The organism is Bradyrhizobium sp. SZCCHNRI20481, assembly GCF_032485055.1.
Lineage (GTDB): Bacteria > Pseudomonadota > Alphaproteobacteria > Rhizobiales > Xanthobacteraceae > Bradyrhizobium.
The window spans coordinates 213,503-234,887 of sequence record NZ_JAUEUE010000006.1 but is presented as its reverse complement, the minus strand read 5'-3'; the positions used below and the strand labels follow the sequence as shown (position 1 = coordinate 234,887).

The following is a 21,385-nucleotide window of genomic DNA, read 5'->3' as shown; positions in this document are numbered from 1 at the left end:
CATACGCAGGATGCGGATCGTTCTCGGAGAGAGGGAGCGGCGGGCGAATTCCGCGCTTCAGCGCGGCGTGGAGGCACAGGTCGAAGCGGCTGCAGAATTGACGCAGATCAATCATGCGGTTGCGTTGCAAGCAGCGGCGCGTGGCGCACGCGAACGTCAGATCTACCAACAGATGGTAGGGCGTCCAATTTCCGCGCGGGAGATCACCCAACTTGACGCGCAACTCAGGCGCCTCGAGTCGCTGGCAATGGCGCTTGCCGAGCAGCGCCTTGCGAGCATCTGTACGCTCGACCAGGCGCGTAACGAAGTTCAGGGTCTACGCCTCGAATTCGTGAAGGCTCATCGGAGGCGTCGCAAGTGGGATGAGTTATCGCAGCAATCACGTCGCCGTCGCGAGAGCCGTGAGACGTTGCTAGAGGAGATGGCCAATTCGGACGGCAGGGCGGCGGGGCGGCAAGCATGAACGCGCCATTCCCCGCTCGCGGGCGCGGAGCGCCTGACGGTGAGATCACCGAATTTCATCCGGACGTGCTATCCATTGCTGATGTTCTACGTGCCCGTCGTTGGTGTCGGCGACTGGCTGAACTCACCTGCGAGTTGGCGGGTCTGCCGCTGCGGATTTCCTTCTCGGGCGCCTCCTCGGGCGTTTCGAGCCGGCCGGCGTGTCGTCTGCATTTTACGATCGGCGGTGATCCATGCGCCGTAAGTCTGCCTGTAGAGGTGATCGATGCAACGCTGCAGGCGATTGATGGTCCGCCTCGAACTACGCTCGCCGAGCCAGATCTGCTGCTTCTGATCGAGTTCGCCTGCGCCGCCATACTTGATGCAATCGAGGAGGCGCTCGGCCTCCCCGTCATCCTCACGCATGCTTCCTTCGATGGCGGCGTTCCGGACTCGATCGGAATCCTGTGTCGCGGCAGGTTTGGCGAACGATCGTTCAGTGCTTACCTGTCTTTACCAGAGCCATACGAATCCCGTTTGGCAAATCAAGTTCAAGCATTGGGTCCGGCTGCTGCCGCCGGAGTTCCGATCTGCACCGCCTTCCGGCTTGGTGCTACGCGCGTCAGCGCCCGCTTGCTTGCGAGCTTACGGCCGGGAGACGTCGTGATCATCGAACACGCGATGCCGGATGGACGCGTCGCCGCCGTCTTCGGCGAGCGTCGTCTCACCTCATGCCGCTTCGAGGGAAGCGACGCGACAGTGGTGGACACGTTGCACCAGATCAGAGGCGATCTTCATCATCATTGGACGGCTGTGGACATGACGGCACATGAAAGCGTCGATACAGGCGCAGACGATGTGAGCCTGGACGACCTCCAGATCAAGCTCCTATTTGAGATCGGCCAGCTCGAGATACCTCTCGGCGAGTTGCGCATGATCGCGCCGGGCTATGTCTTCAATCTCGGTCGGGATCCGCGACATGCAATTGAGATTCACGCGGGGAATCGGCGGATCGGGCAGGGCGAGATCGTCAGGATCGGCGAGGCAATCGGCGTGCGGATCAACAGATTGTTCAATCACGAATGAGCTGAAGCCGTGACCCAGTTCAATTTGTTCGCTGTTCTCGCGGTCATCGCCGGACTTGGCCTTGTCATCTTTGTCGTCGTGACGATGACATCGTTCGTCAAGATCGCCGTGGTCCTGTTCCTGATCCGGAACGCGCTGGGAGTGCAGCAGACGCCTCCAAACCTCGTGCTATATGCCATTGCGCTGGTTCTGACGGCCTATGTCAGCGCGCCGCTAGTGCAGACCGTGTATGAGCGCGTCAATGATCGTCCCAGCGAGTTTCAAACCTTTACCGACTGGAAAGATGCTGCTGAGCGGGCAGGCCAGCCAATTCGCGAACATCTGAGCCGGTTCACGACGGTCGCGGAACGAGAGTTCTTCGTCACTGCCACTGGCAGCTTATGGCCCGATAGCAGCAGGGCCAAGCTATCGAGCGAAGATCTCGTTATTCTCGTTCCCTCCTTCATGAGCTCGGAGCTCAAGCGCGCCTTCGAGATCGGCTTCCTGCTCTATCTGCCCTTCATCGCGATTGATCTCGTGGTGTCCGCGGTTTTGATGTCCCTCGGCATGTCGATGGTGCCGCCATCGACGATCTCCGTCCCATTCAAGTTGTTCTTGTTCGTGATGGTCGAGGGCTGGTCCAAGCTGATGCATGGCCTGGTGTTGAGTTACGGATAGCCTGCGAGATGGGTAGGGGAAGCAATGGGCCAAGCGACAATCGTCGATCATCTGGTCAGGGGTCTGACGGTCGTTCTCATCTTTGCCATGCCTCCCCTGGGCGTGGCGATGGTTGTTGGCCTCTTCGTCTCAATTCTTCAGGCCGCAACCCAGATTCAGGATCAGGTGCTGCCGCAGACGATCAAACTGATTGCCGTCGTGGCCACGCTGGCGGTGTTCGGCGCAGTGTTGGCGGCACCGCTGATCCAATATGCCGATCAGATCCTCGCGGATTTTCCTGCACTGACGCGTTGACGGGCCTTCCCTTCATCGTGCTCGGAGGGACATGGGCGACGCGGAGTGGCGATGGGGCTTGACCTCATGCCGTTGGACAGCATCGAGGCGGGGGCCAATCTCGTCTTCCGTCATCTTCTTTCGTTGGCGCTCGCCATCGCGCGTCCCAGCGCCTTCGTCATGACCTTTCCCGTGTTTGTTCGCCTCGGGCTGACCGGCTTGATTCGTGGTGCCTTCGTGGTCGCGATCTCGCTACCGGTCATGACCGGACTTGTTGAGGTGCTTCCTCCGATCGGCACGCAAACATTGCGATTGGTCGCGGTCGGGTTCAAGGAAGCGATCATCGGAGGGCTCCTTGGTCTGCTGCTTGGGATCCCGTTCTGGGCCGCCGAGGTCGCGGGCGACCTGCTCGACTACGAACGTCAGGCGCCCGATGCCCAGCTTCAGGATCCCAACGCCATGACCGAGTCCACCGCGTCTGGTACGCTTTTTATGCTCGCTGCCGTGGTTCTGTTCGTCGCTGCCGACGGATTTCATAGCGTCGTCGAAGCCCTTTATGGCAGCTACAGGCTCTGGCCGGTCATTGAGCTCGCGCCTCTGCTGCGCGCGGAGAGCGGCCTATTGGCGCTGGAAATGCTCGTCCGCGTGCTGCAGTTGGCATTGATCCTGGCATTCCCAGTGCTGGCGGCCATGTTCGTTGCGATGTTCGCGCTGATGGTGATTGCCCGTTTCGCACCGCAGTTGAATGTGTTCGATCTTTCGATGGCGGCGCGCAACTTGGTCTATTTCCTGGTTCTGCCGCTCTATGCGGCCTTTCTGCTCGATCACTTCGGTACTCAGCTTGGAGAGTTGACCGGAATCTTGGATCAACTAGGGCAGTTCCTGCGATGAGTGAGGATGGCGGCACTGAGGAGCGGACGCTGCCTCCGAGCGAGCGGAAGTTGCGTAAGGCGCGCGAAAAGGGACAGGTCTTTCGCAGCACCGATATGGTCGCCGGTGCATGCCTGTCGTCCATGCTGCTCTATCTCTGGCTGATCTTGCCGGAGCTTTTCGCGCGGTTACGGGGAGCCATGATGCTCGTGGGCGATGCGGGCGGGCAACCGTTTCGGGAAGCTGCGGGCACGATCGGAACGATGATGTATGAAGCCGTCGTGCCATACCTTGCAAGGGGGGCGGCCATCGTCGTCCTAATGTCCCTCGTCGTCAACGTCGCCGTCACCAAGGGGATCGTCTTCAGCCTTGACCCTATCAAGCCCCGCGCGGAGCGCTTGCATCCCGCAAAGGGTTTGAAGCGGATTTTCGCGCTCAAGAACCTGATCGAGCTGGTGAAGAGTCTGGTCAAGACGACCCTCCTCGTCACGATCTCGGTTTTCGTCCTCGAGATGTCGCTCAACTCCTTGGTTCACACGCCAGGATGCGGTCTTTCGTGCCTCGTGCCAGTGACCGGGGCGGTCATGGCACCGCTCCTCGTCGCGGCAATAGTCATGCTGATGGTGGGCGGCCTTATCGACGTTCTGGTGCAGCGCGGACTGTTCATGCGCGAGATGCGGATGACACGAAGCGAGGCGAAGCGCGAGCGGAGAGACCAGGAAGGCCTGCCGGAGGTGCGCTCTGCGCAACGCCGTCAGCGGCAATCGCTGGCGCACGGTGGAGGGCGGGGAGGAATCGAAAGCGCAACAGTGGTCATCGAGGGCGACGATGTGATGGTCGGGCTGCGTTATGTTCCGGGCGAGACACAGGTCCCAAGACTCGTGTGCAAAGGACGTTCCGTCCGTGCGCACAATCTCACCGAAGCTGCGGCCGAGCTTGGCATTCCTCGTTTCCGCAATCCAGACCTCGCAGAGGAACTCGATCGCCGCATCGCTCAGGACCATTACATCACCGAGGAGTTTTTCCAGCCGGTGGTGTCGGCCTTGCGCGCGTGCGGCATGTCCTGAGTGTAGCCGTGCTGCCCCACAGTATTTTCACAATATATTTCGGATCGGCCGCCGGCTGATGCCCTAAACTGTCGTTCGGACATGATCGCCGAGCGGGCTGCATGGCTGACGAACTGCGTCTGCCAGAGCAGAGCCGCCGCCGCTAACGGGGAGACGCACGAATGCGGATAGATGACGCAGGTGGCTCGGTTGTCGCCAGTCCGCCTCCTCCTCCGCCGCCGCCCCCACCCCCACCCCCGCCTCCTCCCCCGCCACCGCCGCGGCCGAAGTCCGCGGCATCGTCGTCGGGCATGCTCGATCGCAATTCGGCGCGCAGCGTTGGATCATCATCGACCGCACCTTCGCCGCTCTTTCAGCCCCTTCGACCTTTCATAGGTCCGGTTCTGCAGCCGACGCCTGTGTTGCTTGGCCCGCCTGCTCCGCCGAAGGCGGCGGCAACATGTCCGGGAGTTCCCGCCCCGGCGCCGGCGGCGCCGGTCCCGGACGCCGTTTCGCAGGCAAAATCTGTTCAGACAAAAGCGCAGACCACTCTCGACGGTGATGCTGGAAAGCTGCATAAACTGCAGACCGAACTGAATGATGCACAGGGAACGAAGGCTCCGATCGGGTACGGTCGCGGCGCGGGCGCCGCGGTGGCTGCGCATCAAGCCCATATCAGCGATCTGAAGAAGCAGGTTGCGGCCGCTCAGCAGCAAGTCACCGCCGACCAGGCGGTGTTGAGTTCGGCCAAGAGCAATCTGAGTGCCGCACAACGCATCGACGCCGCCGCAGCGAACTACAAGCCGGCACCGCCGCCGGTCACCGTGAAAGATCCGGTCGCGCGGAAAGTTGTCCCGCTCGTCGACGCGGCCTCGGCCCAGGTTTCCGCGGGAAAGGCCAAGGTCACCGCCGATACGGCTGCTCTCGAACAGACCAAATCGCAGCTCGGCCGTCTGGACACCGAGATGGACCGGGGGATCAGCGCCGGAACATTGCACCGTCTGTCGTTGCTGAATCAGCAGCAGGATGCGCAGCAACACAAGCTGGCGACGGACCAGCGCAAGCTTGATGCCGCGAGCGCCGACCTTGCGGCAGGGAAAAGCGTCGTCTACGGGCAGCAGGCCGCGGCGGACAAGAAAGAGCTCGAGAGCGCTTCCACAGCGCTGAAGAAAGCCGGTGTCACGATCGACCAGAACGACAATCCGACCCAGGCGAATTTGACGCCATCGCAGCTGCGCGCCTATGACGACTTCACCGTCGCGCGGAGCAAGCTCAACGCCGATGTCGGCATGGTCGCGCAGGGCAAGGCCCAGCTCCAGTATTATGCTTCGAATTCCGAGAAATACGGGACGGTTGCGAAGGATGCCCAGGATCGGGTGAACGACGCTCTGCATCCATTGGGGTACACCATACGTGCAACGCGCGGCAGCGATCCGCAGCAGGCATCGCTCGATCTCAAGCTCGCGAACGGGAACGCTGATTACCAGAATGCAGGCTGGGCCGTAGCTCAGCACCGGGTGGCATTTGCGGCGGCAGCGCAGACCGATCTTGAGGCGGCGCAGGACTCCGATCTTGCCAAATTGTCCCCGCAAGCCCGGCAGAACGCTACCACGGCGAAGATCGAATACGATCAGGCAAGCGCCTATCAGAACAAAGTCGGGACCGACCTCGCCCTGATCAAGGGCCACCAGGCCGTCTCGGATGCGCAGGCCGCCTATATCAAGAATCCGACGGCCGCCACGGAGCTCAAGCTGAACCAAGCGCAGCATCAGTTGCGCGAGCTCTCGACAATGTCCGCCATTGCGACGGCGGGCTTCAAGTCGGCAACCGGGCTTGCCTACGCCGACCAGCGCAATACGACATTGGCTAATCTGGAGCAGACCTATAGCCATGTTCCCTTGCCCTCAAACTCGCCGGTGTTGCAGCAGATAGCGCAGGCAAGAACTGACGCGGCATCGGCCGGCCTGATCACGAAAGAGCTGGCTGCAACGACCAACAGGCTGGTTCAGGATTATCGTGTCACACAGAGCGAGGCGGCGGTCGCAACCGCGCGGCAGTCCGCCAACACTGATTCGGTACAAGCTGGCAATGTACAGGCTGTGGGTTTCACCAAAGCGAGCAGCGCCCTGACGACGGCTCAGCAATCGCTTCAATATGCAAAGCTTCAACAGAAGCTGGCTCAATATCAGCTGCTGGACTCCCAGTTTCGGCTGACATTGCCGCAAAATCTACTTGATCCGCAAACGGTCTCTGACCAGAGCGCGCTCTCGCATGCGTACAATACATTCTTTGCGCAGCATCCGGGTGCCTTGAGCGATGGCGCGGTCGCTGAGCAGCTTGCGAGCCTCAAAGACGCGAACGCGCGAGTTGATATCGGTCAAGGGCTACATGAGCTGCAGGATGCCATCGACAGGGAAGACAAAGCACTTGGCAACCGCAGCCTTCTGCAGAAGGGCGGCGATTGGGTCGGGGGACTGTTCGGTGCCAACCGGTCTGAGCTCGAGTCGGATCTGCAGGACAAGAAAGAGGCGCTCACGGCCCTGCAGAAAAATCAGGGAGGGATGACTGCCCAGGAGGTCAACGGCGAGTATCTGAACATCATGGGTAATCTGGCCACCCAGAATGACCGGATGTTCGAGAACGAGCGCAAGACCGACGCCAATTGGTCGAGTGCACAGGAAGTCGTGCGCGACGTCGCGATCGCCGCGGCTGCGACCGCGGTTACGATGGCCACGGCCGGAGCCGGCGCGCCGGTATTGGCCGCCCTTGCGGCGGGCACATTGGTGGGAACGGGAACGGCCGAAGCCATCGACACGGCCCAGAATGCAGCAACTGTGTTCGGTGGCGGCGACATTCACAGCGATCCTCACATCTCACTCGACGCAGCGCTGACCAACAACTTCTTCAAGGGCGGCGGCAGCTGGGATGAGGTGAAGCAGGCGGGCGTTGATGCGACCGTATCGGGCGTGCAATCCCTCGGCGCAGCAGGGGGGGCGTTGACGGGCGGAGCCACGGAGGCCTTCCTTACGCGCGGCCTCGACCAGGCTGCAAGCTCGGTCGTCTCGAAGCTGGCAACCGGATCAACGGTCATGGTTGCCAATCAGGGGGTGATGGGTCTCGGCAACGTGGCGGGGACGTATGTCGAGTCCCAATATCAGCTCTCGGAGGGGCGGCTCACGCAGGACGAAGCCCAGGCGCAGATGAAGGATGCGTTCTCCGGATACTTCAAGAATCTCGCGGTGGCCGGCGTGACGGGAGGTCTGACGAAGTTCGTCGACGGCAAGGTGGCCGTGCGGACCGCAAGCGCGGCACGGCCGAATGGACTCGTGTCGAACCCGCTTTATCAGACAGCCTCCCAGCTGGGTGCGAACACCATGCTGACTGCGGGCCCCGGCCTCCTTTCCGGCAAGGCGCCGACCGCCCAAGACTATCTGTCCATCGGTCTCAATACGGTTTCCGGTGTGGCTTCTCATCACTATCAGCAGAGCAGATCCCGCACCGTGGCCGAAACGGGCCTTGCCGGTCAGCCCGCCGCGTTCGACGCGGGAAGGAAGGTGTTTGACGCCTATCAGGGTCAGGCGAGCGGGACATCGCCGAATGGCATCCGGCTGCAGGCCATGGATCCCGCCGCTTTCGCCCGTGCATATCAAAAAGCCGGCGGCCAGCACGATCCGGCGTCCGTCGATGCCTTCAGCATCTTATCGGATCAGGGGCATCGCGTCTATGTACGGACCGATAGATTGAGCCCGGACGTGGTCGCACACGAGGCCGTGCATGCACTGACCTCGGAATCGTTCAAGAAGCTCGCAAGCACGTTGGTCATTGATTCAAGCCGGCCGCATTCGAACTTGAATGAAGGTGTGACCGAGCTTCTCGCCTCGCAGGTCGTGCCGCGCCGTGGCACATCGCCCTATGCGACGGAGGCGCAGATCGCGGAGGCCATTCGCGACCGGATGGGGGAGACCGACTTCCATAAGGCGGTTTTCGGAGGCGATCCAGCGGCACTCGCATCGTTCCGGCAGACCGCTTTGGCGTTGCACGAAAGACCTGTCAGCGAAGACTCGGCTGCAAATTGGGCCCTAGCCGCCTCGACGGCAGCCCAGCCCGCGGGTGGTGGCGGCGGCAAGCCGCCCGCGAGCGGCGGTGGTGCGGTCTCTCCGGCCTCGCCCCCGCCGGCCTCGAGCGGCTTGACTCTTGTGCTCAGCCCGAAGGCATTCGAACGATTTCAGGACCGGGTCGCTCTCCAACCCTCCAAATACGGCAGTAGCGCCGACAGGTATATCTACGTTGTGGAGACACGAGGAAACAAGCCAAGCCGACCGTTCGCCATGAACGACGCAAACATCAAACGGCGAGGAGTGATCGGAGCAACAGACCGCTTTGTTGACTGGGGCGGAAGTCCGCCGCAATCAGCCAAGACATACAGCCGACGCTACGATCTACCGAAAAAGGATTTTCGTGTCGTGGTCACGGATCAGCCCTACACGGGAGTGGGCGATCGACAAGTGGCACCGCGCAGGTCAGGCCTCCGACAGGCTCTGCCCGTTGCTGCAGGAGTGGCCTCCGATGCGGTTGCCCTTGCAGCAGCCGCGCGGTTCGGATCTCTAGGCATGCTGGCGGCCTGGAACGCCACAGTTCGTGGACCGCTGAACATCGTTCAGCTCAAGCCGAAATTGGCTGCCAAGTTGAGAATACCCGAAAAAGCAGCCCCGTATTTGCGAACCGCAACAGGTGTGAGCTTCATTGCCAACGGCATGGCAAACGACATCGTCAGTGTGACGAGCGGCCACCTGCTGAGTTTCCAATATGGTGGTGCAGCTGTCATCGGCTCCGCGCAAATCGTCTTGGGAGCGCGGAGCTATTTCAGTGGCTATGGCGCGCTTAGATCGCGTGGAGCTACCGATACGGTCCGGTCAACCGACACCAGTCTGAGCGAAATCGCGGACAGGAATAACGTACCGGACGAGGTGATCGGACGCGTCAATGCGAGAGATCCCGCGCATCCGCTTAAACTAATTAATCCAGATAAGTCGATCTCCATCAAGAGCAACGATGAGCAGCTCACTTTCCGCCAGATCGCCAGAAAGGAAAATAAGTCCGTCAGGAAGGTGCTCGAGGATGTCGGGCGTCGCGAGAAACTGGCAATTCCCGGGCGATTCACGTCTAAGGGGAGGCAGATCACCGCTCGGATCAAATCAGGCGAGGACCTGGATGCCTTTGCAGCGAGAAATGGCTCCTCCGCGCGGGCGATCATCAAGGCGCATCGGGATCGGATTCCAAGCACGTATACAAGCAATCCCGATTCGCATGCAGTTTGGACCGGCGCGGGGTTGAGGATTCCCGGGTCGTTTGACAACTCGCGAGGTCTATCTTGGACGGGAATTGCCTGGCGAACCGGCCGCTCTGCGCAGCAGTTGAAATCCCTTAATGGGGCGGCCAGCGGAACCAACAGCAGAGACACGGCTCCCGATATCGTACATATCCCTCCAGCATCTTCCTGGGACACGACTCGACTGTCTCGCCGCATGCAGATAACCGGAAGTGCCGGTTTGATTGCTGGCAATGTTACTGAGCTTGTCTACGATATTCACGGTAATATCGGGGCTATCCCAGGCGCGGTCGGCGTCGCGGTTGGATCCGGCTTATCGATCTACGCGATGCTGCGCCGCAGGGCTCCGACGAATTATCAAGTAGTAACGTCTGTTTCGTTCTCGCTGAAGGGGCTCAATCGCGCTTGGCCCGCTTTCGGGCACGTCAGCGATGTCGTTGTGACCTTCGTCAAGGACAAAGGGCTGGAAGGACTGAGTTGGTTACAGAGGTGACGGATCCCATGCGTCTCCTCTCTGCAGGGACGCCGAGTGGCGGGACGTCGTGGCGACAACGCGCCCTCGGCAACATTGACATACGCCGAGCACCCTCGGCCTAAGTGACCTCAAGCCGGCGACCCCGACGTCGGTGCAGACGCACGAGCAACTCGTCTGGCGCGCTCGAAGCGCCGCGATTCGCGTATATGGTTTTGTAGTGGGAGAGATGCGCAGTCCGCCCGGAGCGCCCAGCCCCGGCGGCTGGCAGGTTTCGATCGACCACACCTTGCCGGCGACCGCAGTACGTCGACGTGTGCCGCGCAGGGGAGCGACGCCCTCGTAAGATTGCTTTAGCCGACTCTCACCAAGCGTCGCAGTCGTATCCTCCCGGCAACCTTTCGGAACTTCACTTTGACAACAACAGCCATGATCGCATCTGCAGGCGAGGGCGCTAAATCTCGCCATAAACGCGAGACGCGAAGCAGGCATCGTCAAGAAAGCAACTCGATGATGGTTCGAACCTCAGTTGAGTCGATTTATTGATAATCGTATGGGTTGTGGACCTTCGGAGCAGGCAATCATTGGCTGAAGTTGACATGGAGATCGTCATCGATCTGGGTCCTTCGACTCTCGCTGGTCGCCATTGCGCGACAGTCTTCGCGAGATGAGCCCAATGTGCGCAGCGCAACATTGATTTGCCGCTTGGTATTATCGTGCCGAGCTGATATTTTCTCAACGCAATCTTAAGTTTCGTGGGCGGTTGAATCGCACAGGCGGCAGTGCGTCTTGCCGCAGCCATGAAAGAGTATCGTGTAGGTTGGCTATTGGTTAGCGCATGAGGGATAGCGGTGTTCCGCTTATAGGAAGGGACCAGGAGTCGAACCGGCTTCGCGGGCTTCTCCCGGACAAGAATGGACGCGCTGTTGGTGCGGTCCTGGTAGGAGAGGCTGGAATTGGCAAGAGCCGTCTGGTCGAGGCACTGGCCCAAACTGCGAAGCAGCGCGGCTTCTGTGTGGCGAGGGGGGCCGCCTACGAGATGGCCGAACCTCTGCCATACGGATTGTTTGCCGACACGTTCTCCCAATGGGCTCGCGAGCAGCCGACACTCCTCAACCATGCTCGCAATGACATGATTCGGCCGCTGTCTCGCGTGGTGCCGGCGTTCGCGGCCGCTGCGGATCTTCCTGCTCTCAAAGGACTCTCCGGACCGGACGAGCGGTTTCGACTGTTCGAATCCGCGGTTCATCTGCTTCATGCGGTTGCAGTCGAGTCTCCACTACTGCTCGTGCTCGAGGACCTGCACTGGGCCGATCGCGAATCCTGGTCGATGTTGCTGCATTGCTTACGCTCGACGCGATCTCTGCCGCTGCTGACCGTCATCACTCTCCGTCCCGACGAGACCGGCGGCGAGCCTCTGGAACTCAATGCGCTGATGCGCGAGAGCGAGCTTCATCGGATCGCGGTCCGCTCGCTCGAGCCGGCGGACACGATGCGCATGCTGGAGTCATTGGCAGACGAGCGGCTGCCTGCATCGCTTGCCACGGCAATTCACCGTGAGACTGGCGGCAATCCGTTCTATGTGCGCCAGCTCTTCAACCACCTTGTCGAAGAGGGAAAGCTTGCTGGGCGCCAGGGCCAATGGCCCGCCGATCTCGTGAACAACGGTATCGGCATCCCGGCCGGACTGCGTCCGTTGCTGTCGCGACGGTTCGCGCGGCTCTCGGGGCCGACCTTGGGAATGCTGCGGATCGCTGCGATATTTCCCGAAGGGTTCGATCTCGGCCGATTGCAGCTTCTGATATCGGATTCCGAAGAGACGATTCTGGACCATATCGACGAGGCGATGAGGGCTGGGGTACTCGTCGTTCGCGGTGATGGCTACGTCTTTGCGCATGCGTTGTTGCGGCGCGCCTTGTACGACGAGCTGAACCCCGATCGGAGAGCGATTTTGCATCGACGCGCGGCGACGCGTCTCGCTGAGCTCGATGCCGATCCTGGAGAGATTGCGCATCAGTATCACGCTTCGCAGCGCATCCCGGGTGCTGAAATCGGCGAGGTCTTCGCACTGAACGCAGCCGAGCGCGCGCGAGCGAACTATATCAGCGAGCACGAAGCTGTATTCCTTCGGATCGCTTGCGATCTCGCAGGCGATGCTGCCTCGGACGAGATGCTCCGTGATCTCGCGCTTGCGCAGGCTGCATCACTCGACGTCGAAGCCGCCGATGCGACGACGCGCTTTCTGTTCAGCCGATGCTGGGAGCGGCGGCCATCATGGACCATGAGTTTCCTGGTGGCGATTGTCCGCAGGCTGCGGGACGCCGGCGCTCCCGCTGAGATGTGGCAGCCTCTGGTGGAGCGCGGACTGGAAGCCTGCGATGATCGCCGAGATTTGCACTGGGCCCGATTGGAGGTGCTCCGACAGGACTGGCGGTGCCGATGGAATGACGGGACGTTTGAGGCGATCTACCACGCGCCGGATCCGCGTGCGCTCGATCTCGTTCGTCAGCTTGGAGACGAAGAGGATCGTGCCTCGGCGCTCGACCTGTATGCTCCGCGATCCATCGAACAGACAGAGCAGGTGCAACGTTGGGCCGCCGAATGGCAGAATCCGGCGGCCATCATCCGGGCTCGAGAGGTCGTGACCCATGATTGGATCTATCGGCATGGGCAACTCGCCCTGGGGGTCGAAACTGCGCACGACCTGTTGCGGGATGCCAAGTGTTTCGGGTCGCTTCCCGGTCGGATCGAGGCGTTAACCTCTCTCGCGATTGCCGAGGCGAGCCTGGGTCATTTGGCAAGCTCAGACGCGGCGCTGCGCGACGCGCGTGCGCTGGCTGTCCGATTGGGACCGTGGCACCGGTTGCATCTTGCCCTGGAGCTTTCCGCGGTCGCATGGCGTGCCTATTTGTATGGTGGCGACTGGCCGGCGATTGGCCGAGTCGCTTCGCGTGCGCTACAGATCGTCAAGGATCATCCGGTGCGCCTTGGGCAAATCGTGCTCGGCTTCGCCGCTCTCACCGAAGCATTCCTGCCTGGCGAAAACGAATACGACGTTCGCATTGAGGCGTTGCTCCGATCCCTGGAGAACACAAATTCCGACAGACAGCTGTCGGATGATGCGCTTGGGCTCGGTGTCTGTGCCGCCTGGCAGCGTGAGGACGTCAAACGTGCCCGCCGGTTCGAAGCGTTGGTCCGCGCTCCAAAGCACGGGAGCACGATCGGTGCAGCCGGTGAATGCCGTGAATTCATCCTCGGACGCCTCGCGGCCCTTCAGGATCACACGGTTGCGGCACGCACACACTTCGCAAAGGCCCGCGGCGACCTTGACCGGGCAGGCCAAGTCTGCCTCCGAGCGCTCGTCGATCTTGATGAGGCGACCGTTGCGGGAACCTCAGGGGACAAGCCGTCATCGCGTGCGCTGCTGCAGCGGGGACGCGAGCAGTTCGTAGCACTCGGCATGCGAAGCTGGCAGGAGCGCGTTGATCGAGCACGGATAGAGGGAGTCGAGGCGGAGCCGCGCAACTTATACGCGCGAGGCCCTGATGATCTTTCACCACGAGAAATGGAGATCCTCAGCAAGCTCGCTGCCGGCAGCCGCTCCAAGGCCATTGCTGCGGAACTACGCCTCAGTGTGCCGACCGTCAATCGGCACATTGCGAACATATATATGAAGATCGGCGTGAGCTCGCGCGCCGCAGCAACCGCTTACGCGATGAGACACCGTCTCAGCATGCTCCAGTGAAGCGGTACACATCGATTGCATAGTTTTTATGATGGTGACGGCTGCAATGAGTGCGTAAGCTTACGGTGTGTAAAAAAAATGAAAGTCATGGGCGGACAACGAGTAGCAGGGCAAGGAGTCGACGTCGGGCGTCGTCGAATCCCTTCGTGCGTGCTCGTCGGCGCTGTCGGAGCATTCCGGGAACAAGTTATACGCCTCTCGGGAGCTACGTCTGCGGCCGGCAAGTTGCGTCCGCCGAGGGCGGTTCAAGGGGACGTGGCATGCGTGATACAGACGGGGATATCAGCAAGGTAGACACCGCTTACACTAAGCTCAAGGACCTCGTCATCCACTATGATCTGGTACCTGACGGCAAGGTCCGGGTGCTTCCAGGAGAGCATCTGCATATTGACGATCTGGCGGATCGCGTCAATGCGAGCGCCACGCCTGTGCGCCAAGCGCTGGAGCGCCTACAAGGCGAGGGGCTGATCGACAGCATCGCGAAGCGAGGCTTCTTCTCCAAGGTTCCGAACGCGTCCGAGCTGCAGGATCTGTATGAATTTGCCCGGCTGGTTCTTGAGCACAATATTACGAGGCCACTCGATCCGTCCTCGGTTGCGCGTCTCGGCCGGGGTTTGATGAAAGTGGAAGCCGTTGCAGTGGGCCACTCGGCAACGAAGTGCGTCAAGCATCATGCGATGACCATCGAGAGCGTCTTCGAGCAGATCACGCAGCTGTCGCGAAACGGGCAGATGCTGAGAATGATGCGGAACTTCAATGATCGCAGCCGGTATGTCCGATGCCTCTCGATCTTGCAAAGCCCGGATCACGGCGCGCAGGTACGAGAATGTCTCGAGCTGATCGAATTGCTCCGCGATCAAGATCCGAAAGGTGCAAGCGCTAAATTGGAAACGCACATGTGTCGGATGATCGTCGATCTGCCCGAGCTCATCAGGGACGCTAGGTCACGCTGGACGATGGCCGCGGCCATATAGATCTCGTTTGACGTTTGATTGTAATGCCCATGGGTACATCGACCTTCGACCTGTGAGAGGGTCCAAGACCCCGGTTGCGAGTGAAGCTCTGGATCCGGCATGCGCGGGGAGAATTCGCGGGGCGACCGAAGCCAAAATCAGGTCCATCATTTGAGCCCTGGCGTGAGCGAGAGGGTGGCGATGTCGGCGTGGTTTTCGAGCCGACTAGGCTTGCCGGGTGGGCTCTCAAGGGCTTGGCCGGCTATCGCCGCAATTGCTGTCCTGGCGATCGTGGGAGTCGCGCTGCTGTCCTACCGATTGGCCCTGAGCGCTGGCCTCGCGCAGATGAGCCGCGACTCCGACGATCGGCTTACGTTGATCGCCAGTACGTTCGATGCAACCGTTGCCCGCTTCCGATATCTGCCCACGGTTCTTTCACTCGCCGATCCGGTGCGCCGGCTGTTCCGGACACCGGGCAATGGGGCAGTTGTCGAAGCTGCCAACCGTTATCTTAAGTCGCTAAATCAGGCCGCGGGATCGGCCGAGCTATACGTGCTGGACACGGCCGGGGTGACGCTGGCAGCAAGCAATTATGATGGAGCAAAGAGCTTCGTCGGGCATGCGTACGACTTTCGCCCCTATTTCCAGAGCGCAATCCGTGACGGGGAAGGGCAGCTCTATGCCGTTGGGGTGACGACCGGCTTGCCTGGTTACTTCTTGTCGCAACGGATCACCGAAGGCGAGCTTACGATCGGGGTTGCCGTCGTGAAGATCGATTTGACGCCGCTGGAAGCCGATTGGGTCAGGGCCGGTGATCTGGTGGCCATGGAAGATGAAGAAGGCGTGCTCATCCTGGCCAGCCGCGCGCAGTGGAAATATCATCCGTTGCGAAGGCTACCCTCGACCGCGGTCGCGCGTCTGAACGCGTCCCGGCAGTTCGGCGACACGATAGAGAATGCTCCGATCCTCGGTTCGTCGGCCGAATCGGGCGAGGTATCGGTCGAACTGGGCGACGACGATGGCGTCCACGAATATGCGCTGCGCGCGCGGCCTCTGCCGGCGCATGGATGGCAGCTGCTCATTTTTTCGGACATCGGGGAGGCTCGTCGGCATGCAATGACCATCGCGGTCACGGCCGGCTTTGCCGTTCTCACGGTACAGCTGCTTGGGCTTGTCGCTCATCAATGGCGGCAATCGATGAAAGCCAAGGGCGAAGCTAACGAGCTGCTGGAACGAAGTGTTGCGGAGCGCACGATGGAGCTGCGCGAAGCCAATCGTCAACTGACAAGTGAAGTCCTGGAACGGACGCGCACCGAGCAGGAATTGCGACAAACCCACGAGAGCCTGGTGCAGAGTGCGAAGCTTGCCAGTCTTGGACAAGCCCTGGCAGGGGTGGCGCATGAAATCAACCAGCCACTCGCGGCGCTCACCACTTACATCGCAAGCAGCCGAGTCTTGTTGCAACGCAACGAGATCGAACGAACGGCCTTGAACCTCGACCTGATGTCATCCATAGCCGAGCGAATGATGGCATTGATCGGTCACTTGCGCATGTTTGCACGCAAGGAGACCGGTGCAACCAGCAGAGTCGATGTCGGTGTAACACTCGGCAATGCGATGCGGCTCCTGCAGTACCGGATCAGAAATGAAGGTATCGAGGTTGTCTTGGACTTGCCCGCGGAGCCGGCTCACGTTGAGGCGAATCCGATCCGTCTCGAGCAGGTCTTCGTCAACCTGCTCTCCAACGCGGTCCAGTCGATGCGCGACCGCCCGCGCCGAGTTCTCAGCGGTTGCATCCGGCGTGCGGAGAGCACGGTTACGATCGAGGTCGCAGACACCGGGAGCGGAATCTCCGCGGATCACATGAAATCACTGTTCGATCCGTTCTTCACCACCAAGGAAATCGGTGAAGGGCTCGGCCTCGGCCTTTCAATCAGCTATGGGATCGTGAGGGAGCTCGGAGGCACGATTTCGGTTGAGAGTGAACTGCAAATCGGAAGCCGGTTTCGGGTGACCTTGCCGACGCCGCCCGAGCCGGCCTAGACCTATCGGGGTGTGTGGATGAGCAAATCGATTCTTGTCGTTGACGACGAGGAGATCGTTCGCAGCTCGATCAGACAATGGCTGGAGCTGGGCGGCTTCGAAGCGCGCACAGCCCGAAATGCTGACGAGGCGCTGTCGATGCTTCAGGCCGAGCTGCCTGACGTGGTACTGACCGACTTCCGGATGCCGCATCGATCCGGCATCGAACTCATGCGCGACGTGCAGCGAATCGATCCCGACATTCCGGTCGTCCTGCTCACTGCTCACGGCGACGTTGCACTCGCGGTAGCGGCCATGCGCGAGGGTGTCTACGACTTTTTGCAGAAACCTGCCAACCCGGATCATATGTCTGCCGTGCTGGCACGGGCGGCAGAACAATCAGGATTGAAGCGTCAACTCAGGCATCTCACGAGCCGGCTCGGCGCCGAAGGTGAGCTGGAGCGACGTCTCCTCGGGACATCGCCCGCGATGGCCACGCTGCGAAAGTCCGTTGGCGAGCTCGCCGAGCACGACAGGGATGTGATCCTCTTCGGCGAGAGCGGCACGGGAAAGGAGGTCGTCGCTCGCGCACTGCATGACCTCGGTCCGCGGGCACGAGCTCCATTCGTTGCGGTGAATTGCGCGGCTATACCCGCCGAGCTGTTCGAGAGCGAGTTGCTGGGTCACGAGGCGGGCGCGTTCACTGGTGCACGCGGGGCTCGCATCGGGAAGTTCGAACATGCCAGCGGCGGAACTCTCCTGCTCGATGAAATTGAAAGCATGCCACACGCGTTCCAGGTCAAGATCCTACGCGTTCTGCAGGAGCGCGTGGTCGAGCGGGTGGGATCGAACCGGCTGATCCCGGTCGACGTCCGTGTGATCGCGGCCGCGAAAGCCGATCTCGCCGCGGACAGCCGCAGCGGCCGCTTTCGGGCCGATCTCTACTTCCGCCTGGCAGCGGCTGAGATCCGTCTCCCGCCGTTGCGCGAACGGGGCAACGACGTGCTGCTGCTATTCCAGCATTTTGCCGGGGAAGCTGCCCGGCGCAGCGGCCGTGACCTGACGCCACTCGGAGCCGAGGATTTCGATGCACTGCTGACCCATGACTGGCCTGGCAATGTTCGAGAACTGAAGAACGTGGCTGAACGCTACGCGCTCGGCTTGGCCGCAACGGGTCGCCGCGTCGCGGAAATTCTGCGGCGAGCCCAGGGAGCGGGCGCAAGGCGCTCGCTCTCTGAGCGTGTCGCAGCTTATGAGCGCATGCTGATCGAGGCGTCTTTGCTGGAGCACAACTGGTCGGTTGTAGCGGTTATGGAAAGTCTCGGCGTGCCACGGCGGACGCTCAACGAAAAAATGGCAAGATACGGCTTGCTGCGACCCAGCCGAACCTCCTGCTAGGCACGAGGCGGATTCCCGCTCACGCGCCGACGCGGATCGGCGGAATTCCGCTTAGCGCGGCGAGCCCGTTTCACGCGAGGCGCATGCAACCATCTGAAATGGCTTTGTTTGGCGGCGCGATCGGCGGCCGCCGCCGGCTGGCACGCGGGTTGCTCAGGCATGAGCACGATTGGCCTTAGAGCCTAAGAAAACGTGCACTCGGAGGACGCCATGAAGTTTGAGCGAGCTATCAGCCCCACCCTCGTTGCGGCCGCCGATGAAGCACGCCGTGACGGCCTTGGGATGGGTAGCCGCTTGCGCGCGATCTTCGTCGGCTCGGTCGGAAATCTGGTGGAATGGTATGACTTCTACGCCTATGCCGCGTTTGCGTTGTATTTCGCCAAATCGTTTTTTCCTGAGGGCGACGAGGTCGTGCAGCAGTTGAACGCCGCGCTGCTGTTTGCCGCCGGCTTTCTTGTCCGCCCACTCGGAGGCTGGCTATTCGGCCATTTTGCAGATCATCATGGCCGCCGTAATGCCTTGACCTTGTCGGTCTTGATGATGTGCTTCGGCTCGCTGATCATCGCCGTGACGCCCACCTATGCGTCGATCGGCTTTGCGGCGCCGGTCCTGCTTGGTTTCGCGCGAATCGTGCAGGGAATTAGCCTAGGCGGTGAATATGGCGCCAGCGCAACTTACCTGAGCGAGGTCGCGGACGAAAAGAACCGCGGATTCTATTCCAGCTTCCAATATGTGACGTTGATTGGCGGCCAGCTCTGCGCGATCGTCGTTCTCTTGGTCCTGCAGAAGGTGCTTCTGACGGAGGAGCAGCTTCGTGGATGGGGCTGGCGTATTCCGTTCGTCATCGGCGCGCTGCTGGCCGTCGTGGCCGCCGTCATGCGCCGCAACCTGCACGAAACGGATGTATTCACCCGCGCGAAGTCGGCAAGACAGGGGAGTTCGCTGCGCGCGCTGGGTCAGTTCCGACGCGAAGTCTTGCTTGTTGTTGGACTAACAATGGGGGGGACTGCGGCCTTCTATACCTATACCACCTACATGCAGAAATACCTGAAGCTATCCGTCAAGCTGACCGATGATCAAACGACCATGGTCACGGCCTGTAGCCTGATCTTCGCAATGGTGCTGCAGCCACTCTATGGCGCCCTTTCCGATCGCATCGGACGCAAATGGCTGTTGATCGGGTTCGGACTGGGCGGAACTCTGTTCACGATTCCGCTTCTGAACACGCTGCAGGGAGTCCACGACCCGTTCACCGCATTCCTCCTGATCGCGGCGGCGTGGTTGATCGTATCCGGCTATACCTCGATCAATGCGGTGGTCAAGGCCGAACTGTTCCCAACTGCAATTCGAGCAACGGGCGTAGCGCTGCCATATGCATTGACCGTTTCGATCTTCGGCGGCACGGCAGAGTCGATCGCGCTTTGGTTCAAGTCGATCGGTCACGAAAGCTGGTTCTATTTCTACCTCACCGGCTGCATTGCGACCTCTCTCGTCGTCTATCTCACCATGCGCGACACCCGGCGGCACTCGGCGATCGATCGTGAGCAGAAAGCGCGATGAGCGACGCGTCGCATGAGCGCGCGACGCGCCGCGCAGCCTTCGGCTCAAGCCCGCCGGATCAGCAATCCTCGCGCAGCAGGTATCGATATGGACAGCGAATTCAATCGAGTCGATGTTGCCTACGCCCGAATCAAGGAATTGGTCACACATTACGAGTTGACGTCGGAGTCGAAGATCATTTTGCCAGGCGAGCACCTGCGCATCGAACAGCTTGCTGACTATGTCAGGGCGAGCGCGACACCGGTGAGACAAGCTCTCGAGCGTCTTCATGGCGAGGGGCTGATTGATATCGTTCCGAAGCGAGGCTTCTTCTCGAGGGTCCCGGACGCAGCGGAGCTGCAGGACCTCTATGAGTTTGCTCGGCTGGTGCTCGCGCATAATCTCAGGAAGGCTTTGGAGCCATCGTCGGCCGTACGCTTTGGCCGAAGCGCGATGAGAATGGCGGCGCTTCCGCCCGCGAATTCGGCAAGGAATCGCGCCAAGCATTATGCTGCCGCTATCGAGGGGGTGTTCGAGCAGATCGCGCAGATATCGAGGAACGAGGAGATGCTGCGAATGATAAAAAACTTCAACGACCGCAGCCGGTATATTCGATGCCTCGTCATCTCCCGAGACGCCGATCCGGACTCCGAGCTCCGTGACTGTCTTGATATCGCGGACGGCGTCCGCAGCCAGAACGCCGCGCGCGCGTGCGCACGCCTGGAAGCCCACATGCACCGAACGACTGCAAATTTGCCAGAATTGATACGGGAAGCCAGATCTCGCTGGGCCATTGCCGCCGCTGCAGGCTGAACCATCCCACCTAATGGTCTCGCACTCACGGCGCCCGCGAAGTTCGATGGTCGATCGTTGCCATCGATCGAGCTGGTGGGTCGTTTGCGTTCGTGTGGACTGGCAAACTAGTCTTTAGCTGCAGTCTCGTGCCGACCTAACTCGACGTTTGCGGACGTGTGCAGCCGACCGCAAGGAGCCACTCCTGATAGTTGCGCTCGAACCGTTCACGGTCGGCGAGCAGCGGCCGCGGTTTTCCGCGAGCAAGGTAAGCCCCCGGCGACGGCCGCCTTGCGTCGGAGCTGACGCTTGTTGAAGCCATAGGACTAGTCCTGGAGCCAGTCCTATGGCTAAAGCGGAAGTGGAAGTGGAAGTGATCACGTCGGAGCGGCGACGGCGGCATTGGTCGCGGGCCGATAAGAAGCGTGTCGTTGCTGCAGCGTTAGAACCGGGAGCGACGATCCTGGGGGGGCGCGAGCGTTCGGGGTGCATTCCAGCCAGGTGTTTCGCTGGCGCCAGCAGCTATGCGGCAAGGAGGCTGCCGCGCCGGGTTTCGCTGCCTTGACGATCGCAGCCGATCCTCACGCGGCGGCAGCTCCAACGCAGGGGCTGATCGAAGTAGAGCTCGGGGCGGAGGCCAAGATCCGGATCAGCGGCGCGGCGGATGTCGCGACGGTGACCGCGGTGATCGCGGCGCTCCAGGCGGGTTCGCGATGACGATCCCGATCCCCTCCGGCACCCGGGTCTGGCTTGCGACAGGCC

At 61.1% G+C, this 21,385-nt stretch carries 14 protein-coding genes; all 14 read left to right on the top strand.

Annotated elements, in window-relative coordinates:
• Positions 1–10: 10 nt before the first annotated feature.
• The 14 genes from QX132_RS11860 to QX132_RS11795 all read left to right on the top strand — a co-directional run bounded on the left by QX132_RS11860 (position 11) and on the right by QX132_RS11795 (position 21,340).
• Complete coding sequence (locus QX132_RS11860; RefSeq protein ID WP_316161241.1) at positions 11–463, top strand: hypothetical protein; 453 nt, start codon at positions 11–13, stop codon at positions 461–463.
• Entirely contained in the window at positions 460–1,527 is a 1,068-nt protein-coding gene (sctQ, locus tag QX132_RS11855; RefSeq protein ID WP_316161240.1) for a type III secretion system cytoplasmic ring protein SctQ, read from the top strand. The genes QX132_RS11860 and sctQ overlap by 4 nt, the downstream gene beginning before the upstream one ends.
• Positions 1,528–1,536: 9 nt before the next feature.
• Positions 1,537–2,184, top strand: coding sequence for a type III secretion system export apparatus subunit SctR (gene sctR, locus QX132_RS11850; protein ID WP_315735421.1), 648 nt, complete (start codon positions 1,537–1,539; stop codon positions 2,182–2,184).
• 24 nt (positions 2,185–2,208) lie between these two features.
• Positions 2,209–2,478 (top strand): type III secretion system export apparatus subunit SctS, encoded by a 270-nt coding sequence (sctS, locus tag QX132_RS11845; protein ID WP_315715074.1) that lies wholly within the window; start codon positions 2,209–2,211, stop codon positions 2,476–2,478.
• Positions 2,479–2,529: 51 nt separating this feature from the next.
• Positions 2,530–3,348 carry a type III secretion system export apparatus subunit SctT gene (sctT, locus tag QX132_RS11840; protein ID WP_315751851.1) on the top strand — a complete coding sequence of 273 codons (819 nt, stop codon included), beginning with the start codon at positions 2,530–2,532 and terminating at the stop codon, positions 3,346–3,348.
• Positions 3,345–4,394, top strand: coding sequence for an EscU/YscU/HrcU family type III secretion system export apparatus switch protein (locus tag QX132_RS11835; RefSeq protein ID WP_316161239.1), 1,050 nt, complete (start codon positions 3,345–3,347; stop codon positions 4,392–4,394). The genes sctT and QX132_RS11835 overlap by 4 nt, the downstream gene beginning before the upstream one ends.
• A gap of 290 nt (positions 4,395–4,684) precedes the next feature.
• Positions 4,685–10,195: a hypothetical protein gene (locus tag QX132_RS11830; protein ID WP_316161238.1), complete on the top strand. Its 5,511-nt coding sequence runs from the start codon at positions 4,685–4,687 to the stop codon at positions 10,193–10,195.
• Positions 10,196–11,012: 817 nt separating this feature from the next.
• Positions 11,013–13,919 (top strand): helix-turn-helix transcriptional regulator, encoded by a 2,907-nt coding sequence (locus QX132_RS11825; RefSeq protein ID WP_316161236.1) that lies wholly within the window; start codon positions 11,013–11,015, stop codon positions 13,917–13,919.
• A gap of 260 nt (positions 13,920–14,179) precedes the next feature.
• Positions 14,180–14,893, top strand: coding sequence for a GntR family transcriptional regulator (locus QX132_RS11820; RefSeq protein ID WP_315735411.1), 714 nt, complete (start codon positions 14,180–14,182; stop codon positions 14,891–14,893).
• Positions 14,894–15,055: 162 nt separating this feature from the next.
• Positions 15,056–16,915, top strand: coding sequence for an ATP-binding protein (locus QX132_RS11815; protein WP_315812118.1), 1,860 nt, complete (start codon positions 15,056–15,058; stop codon positions 16,913–16,915).
• Between the two features lie 18 nt (positions 16,916–16,933).
• Complete coding sequence (locus tag QX132_RS11810) at positions 16,934–18,292, top strand: sigma-54 dependent transcriptional regulator (protein WP_315797240.1); 1,359 nt, start codon at positions 16,934–16,936, stop codon at positions 18,290–18,292.
• A 282-nt stretch (positions 18,293–18,574) separates the two neighbouring features.
• Positions 18,575–19,852, top strand: a complete 1,278-nt coding sequence (locus QX132_RS11805; protein WP_316161359.1) for an MFS transporter — start codon at positions 18,575–18,577, stop codon at positions 19,850–19,852.
• A 12-nt stretch (positions 19,853–19,864) separates the two neighbouring features.
• Complete coding sequence (locus tag QX132_RS11800; protein WP_315797241.1) at positions 19,865–20,644, top strand: GntR family transcriptional regulator; 780 nt, start codon at positions 19,865–19,867, stop codon at positions 20,642–20,644.
• Between the two features lie 465 nt (positions 20,645–21,109).
• Entirely contained in the window at positions 21,110–21,340 is a 231-nt protein-coding gene (locus tag QX132_RS11795) for a hypothetical protein (RefSeq protein ID WP_315784290.1), read from the top strand.
• Positions 21,341–21,385 lie beyond the last annotated feature (45 nt).

What these genes read in the sequence shown, in the direction of transcription:
- QX132_RS11860 (WP_316161241.1), top strand. Translation starts at nt 11, where the DNA reads ATGCGGATCGTTCTCGGAGAGAGGGAGCGGCGGGCGAATTCCGCGCTT.
- sctQ (WP_316161240.1), top strand. Translation starts at nt 460, where the DNA reads ATGAACGCGCCATTCCCCGCTCGCGGGCGCGGAGCGCCTGACGGTGAG.
- sctS (WP_315715074.1), top strand. Translation starts at nt 2,209, where the DNA reads ATGGGCCAAGCGACAATCGTCGATCATCTGGTCAGGGGTCTGACGGTC.
- sctT (WP_315751851.1), top strand. Translation starts at nt 2,530, where the DNA reads ATGGGGCTTGACCTCATGCCGTTGGACAGCATCGAGGCGGGGGCCAAT.
- QX132_RS11835 (WP_316161239.1), top strand. Translation starts at nt 3,345, where the DNA reads ATGAGTGAGGATGGCGGCACTGAGGAGCGGACGCTGCCTCCGAGCGAG.
- QX132_RS11830 (WP_316161238.1), top strand. Translation starts at nt 4,685, where the DNA reads ATGCTCGATCGCAATTCGGCGCGCAGCGTTGGATCATCATCGACCGCA.
- QX132_RS11825 (WP_316161236.1), top strand. Translation starts at nt 11,013, where the DNA reads ATGAGGGATAGCGGTGTTCCGCTTATAGGAAGGGACCAGGAGTCGAAC.
- QX132_RS11820 (WP_315735411.1), top strand. Translation starts at nt 14,180, where the DNA reads ATGCGTGATACAGACGGGGATATCAGCAAGGTAGACACCGCTTACACT.
- QX132_RS11810 (WP_315797240.1), top strand. Translation starts at nt 16,934, where the DNA reads ATGAGCAAATCGATTCTTGTCGTTGACGACGAGGAGATCGTTCGCAGC.
- QX132_RS11805 (WP_316161359.1), top strand. Translation starts at nt 18,575, where the DNA reads ATGGGTAGCCGCTTGCGCGCGATCTTCGTCGGCTCGGTCGGAAATCTG.
- QX132_RS11800 (WP_315797241.1), top strand. Translation starts at nt 19,865, where the DNA reads ATGAGCGCGCGACGCGCCGCGCAGCCTTCGGCTCAAGCCCGCCGGATC.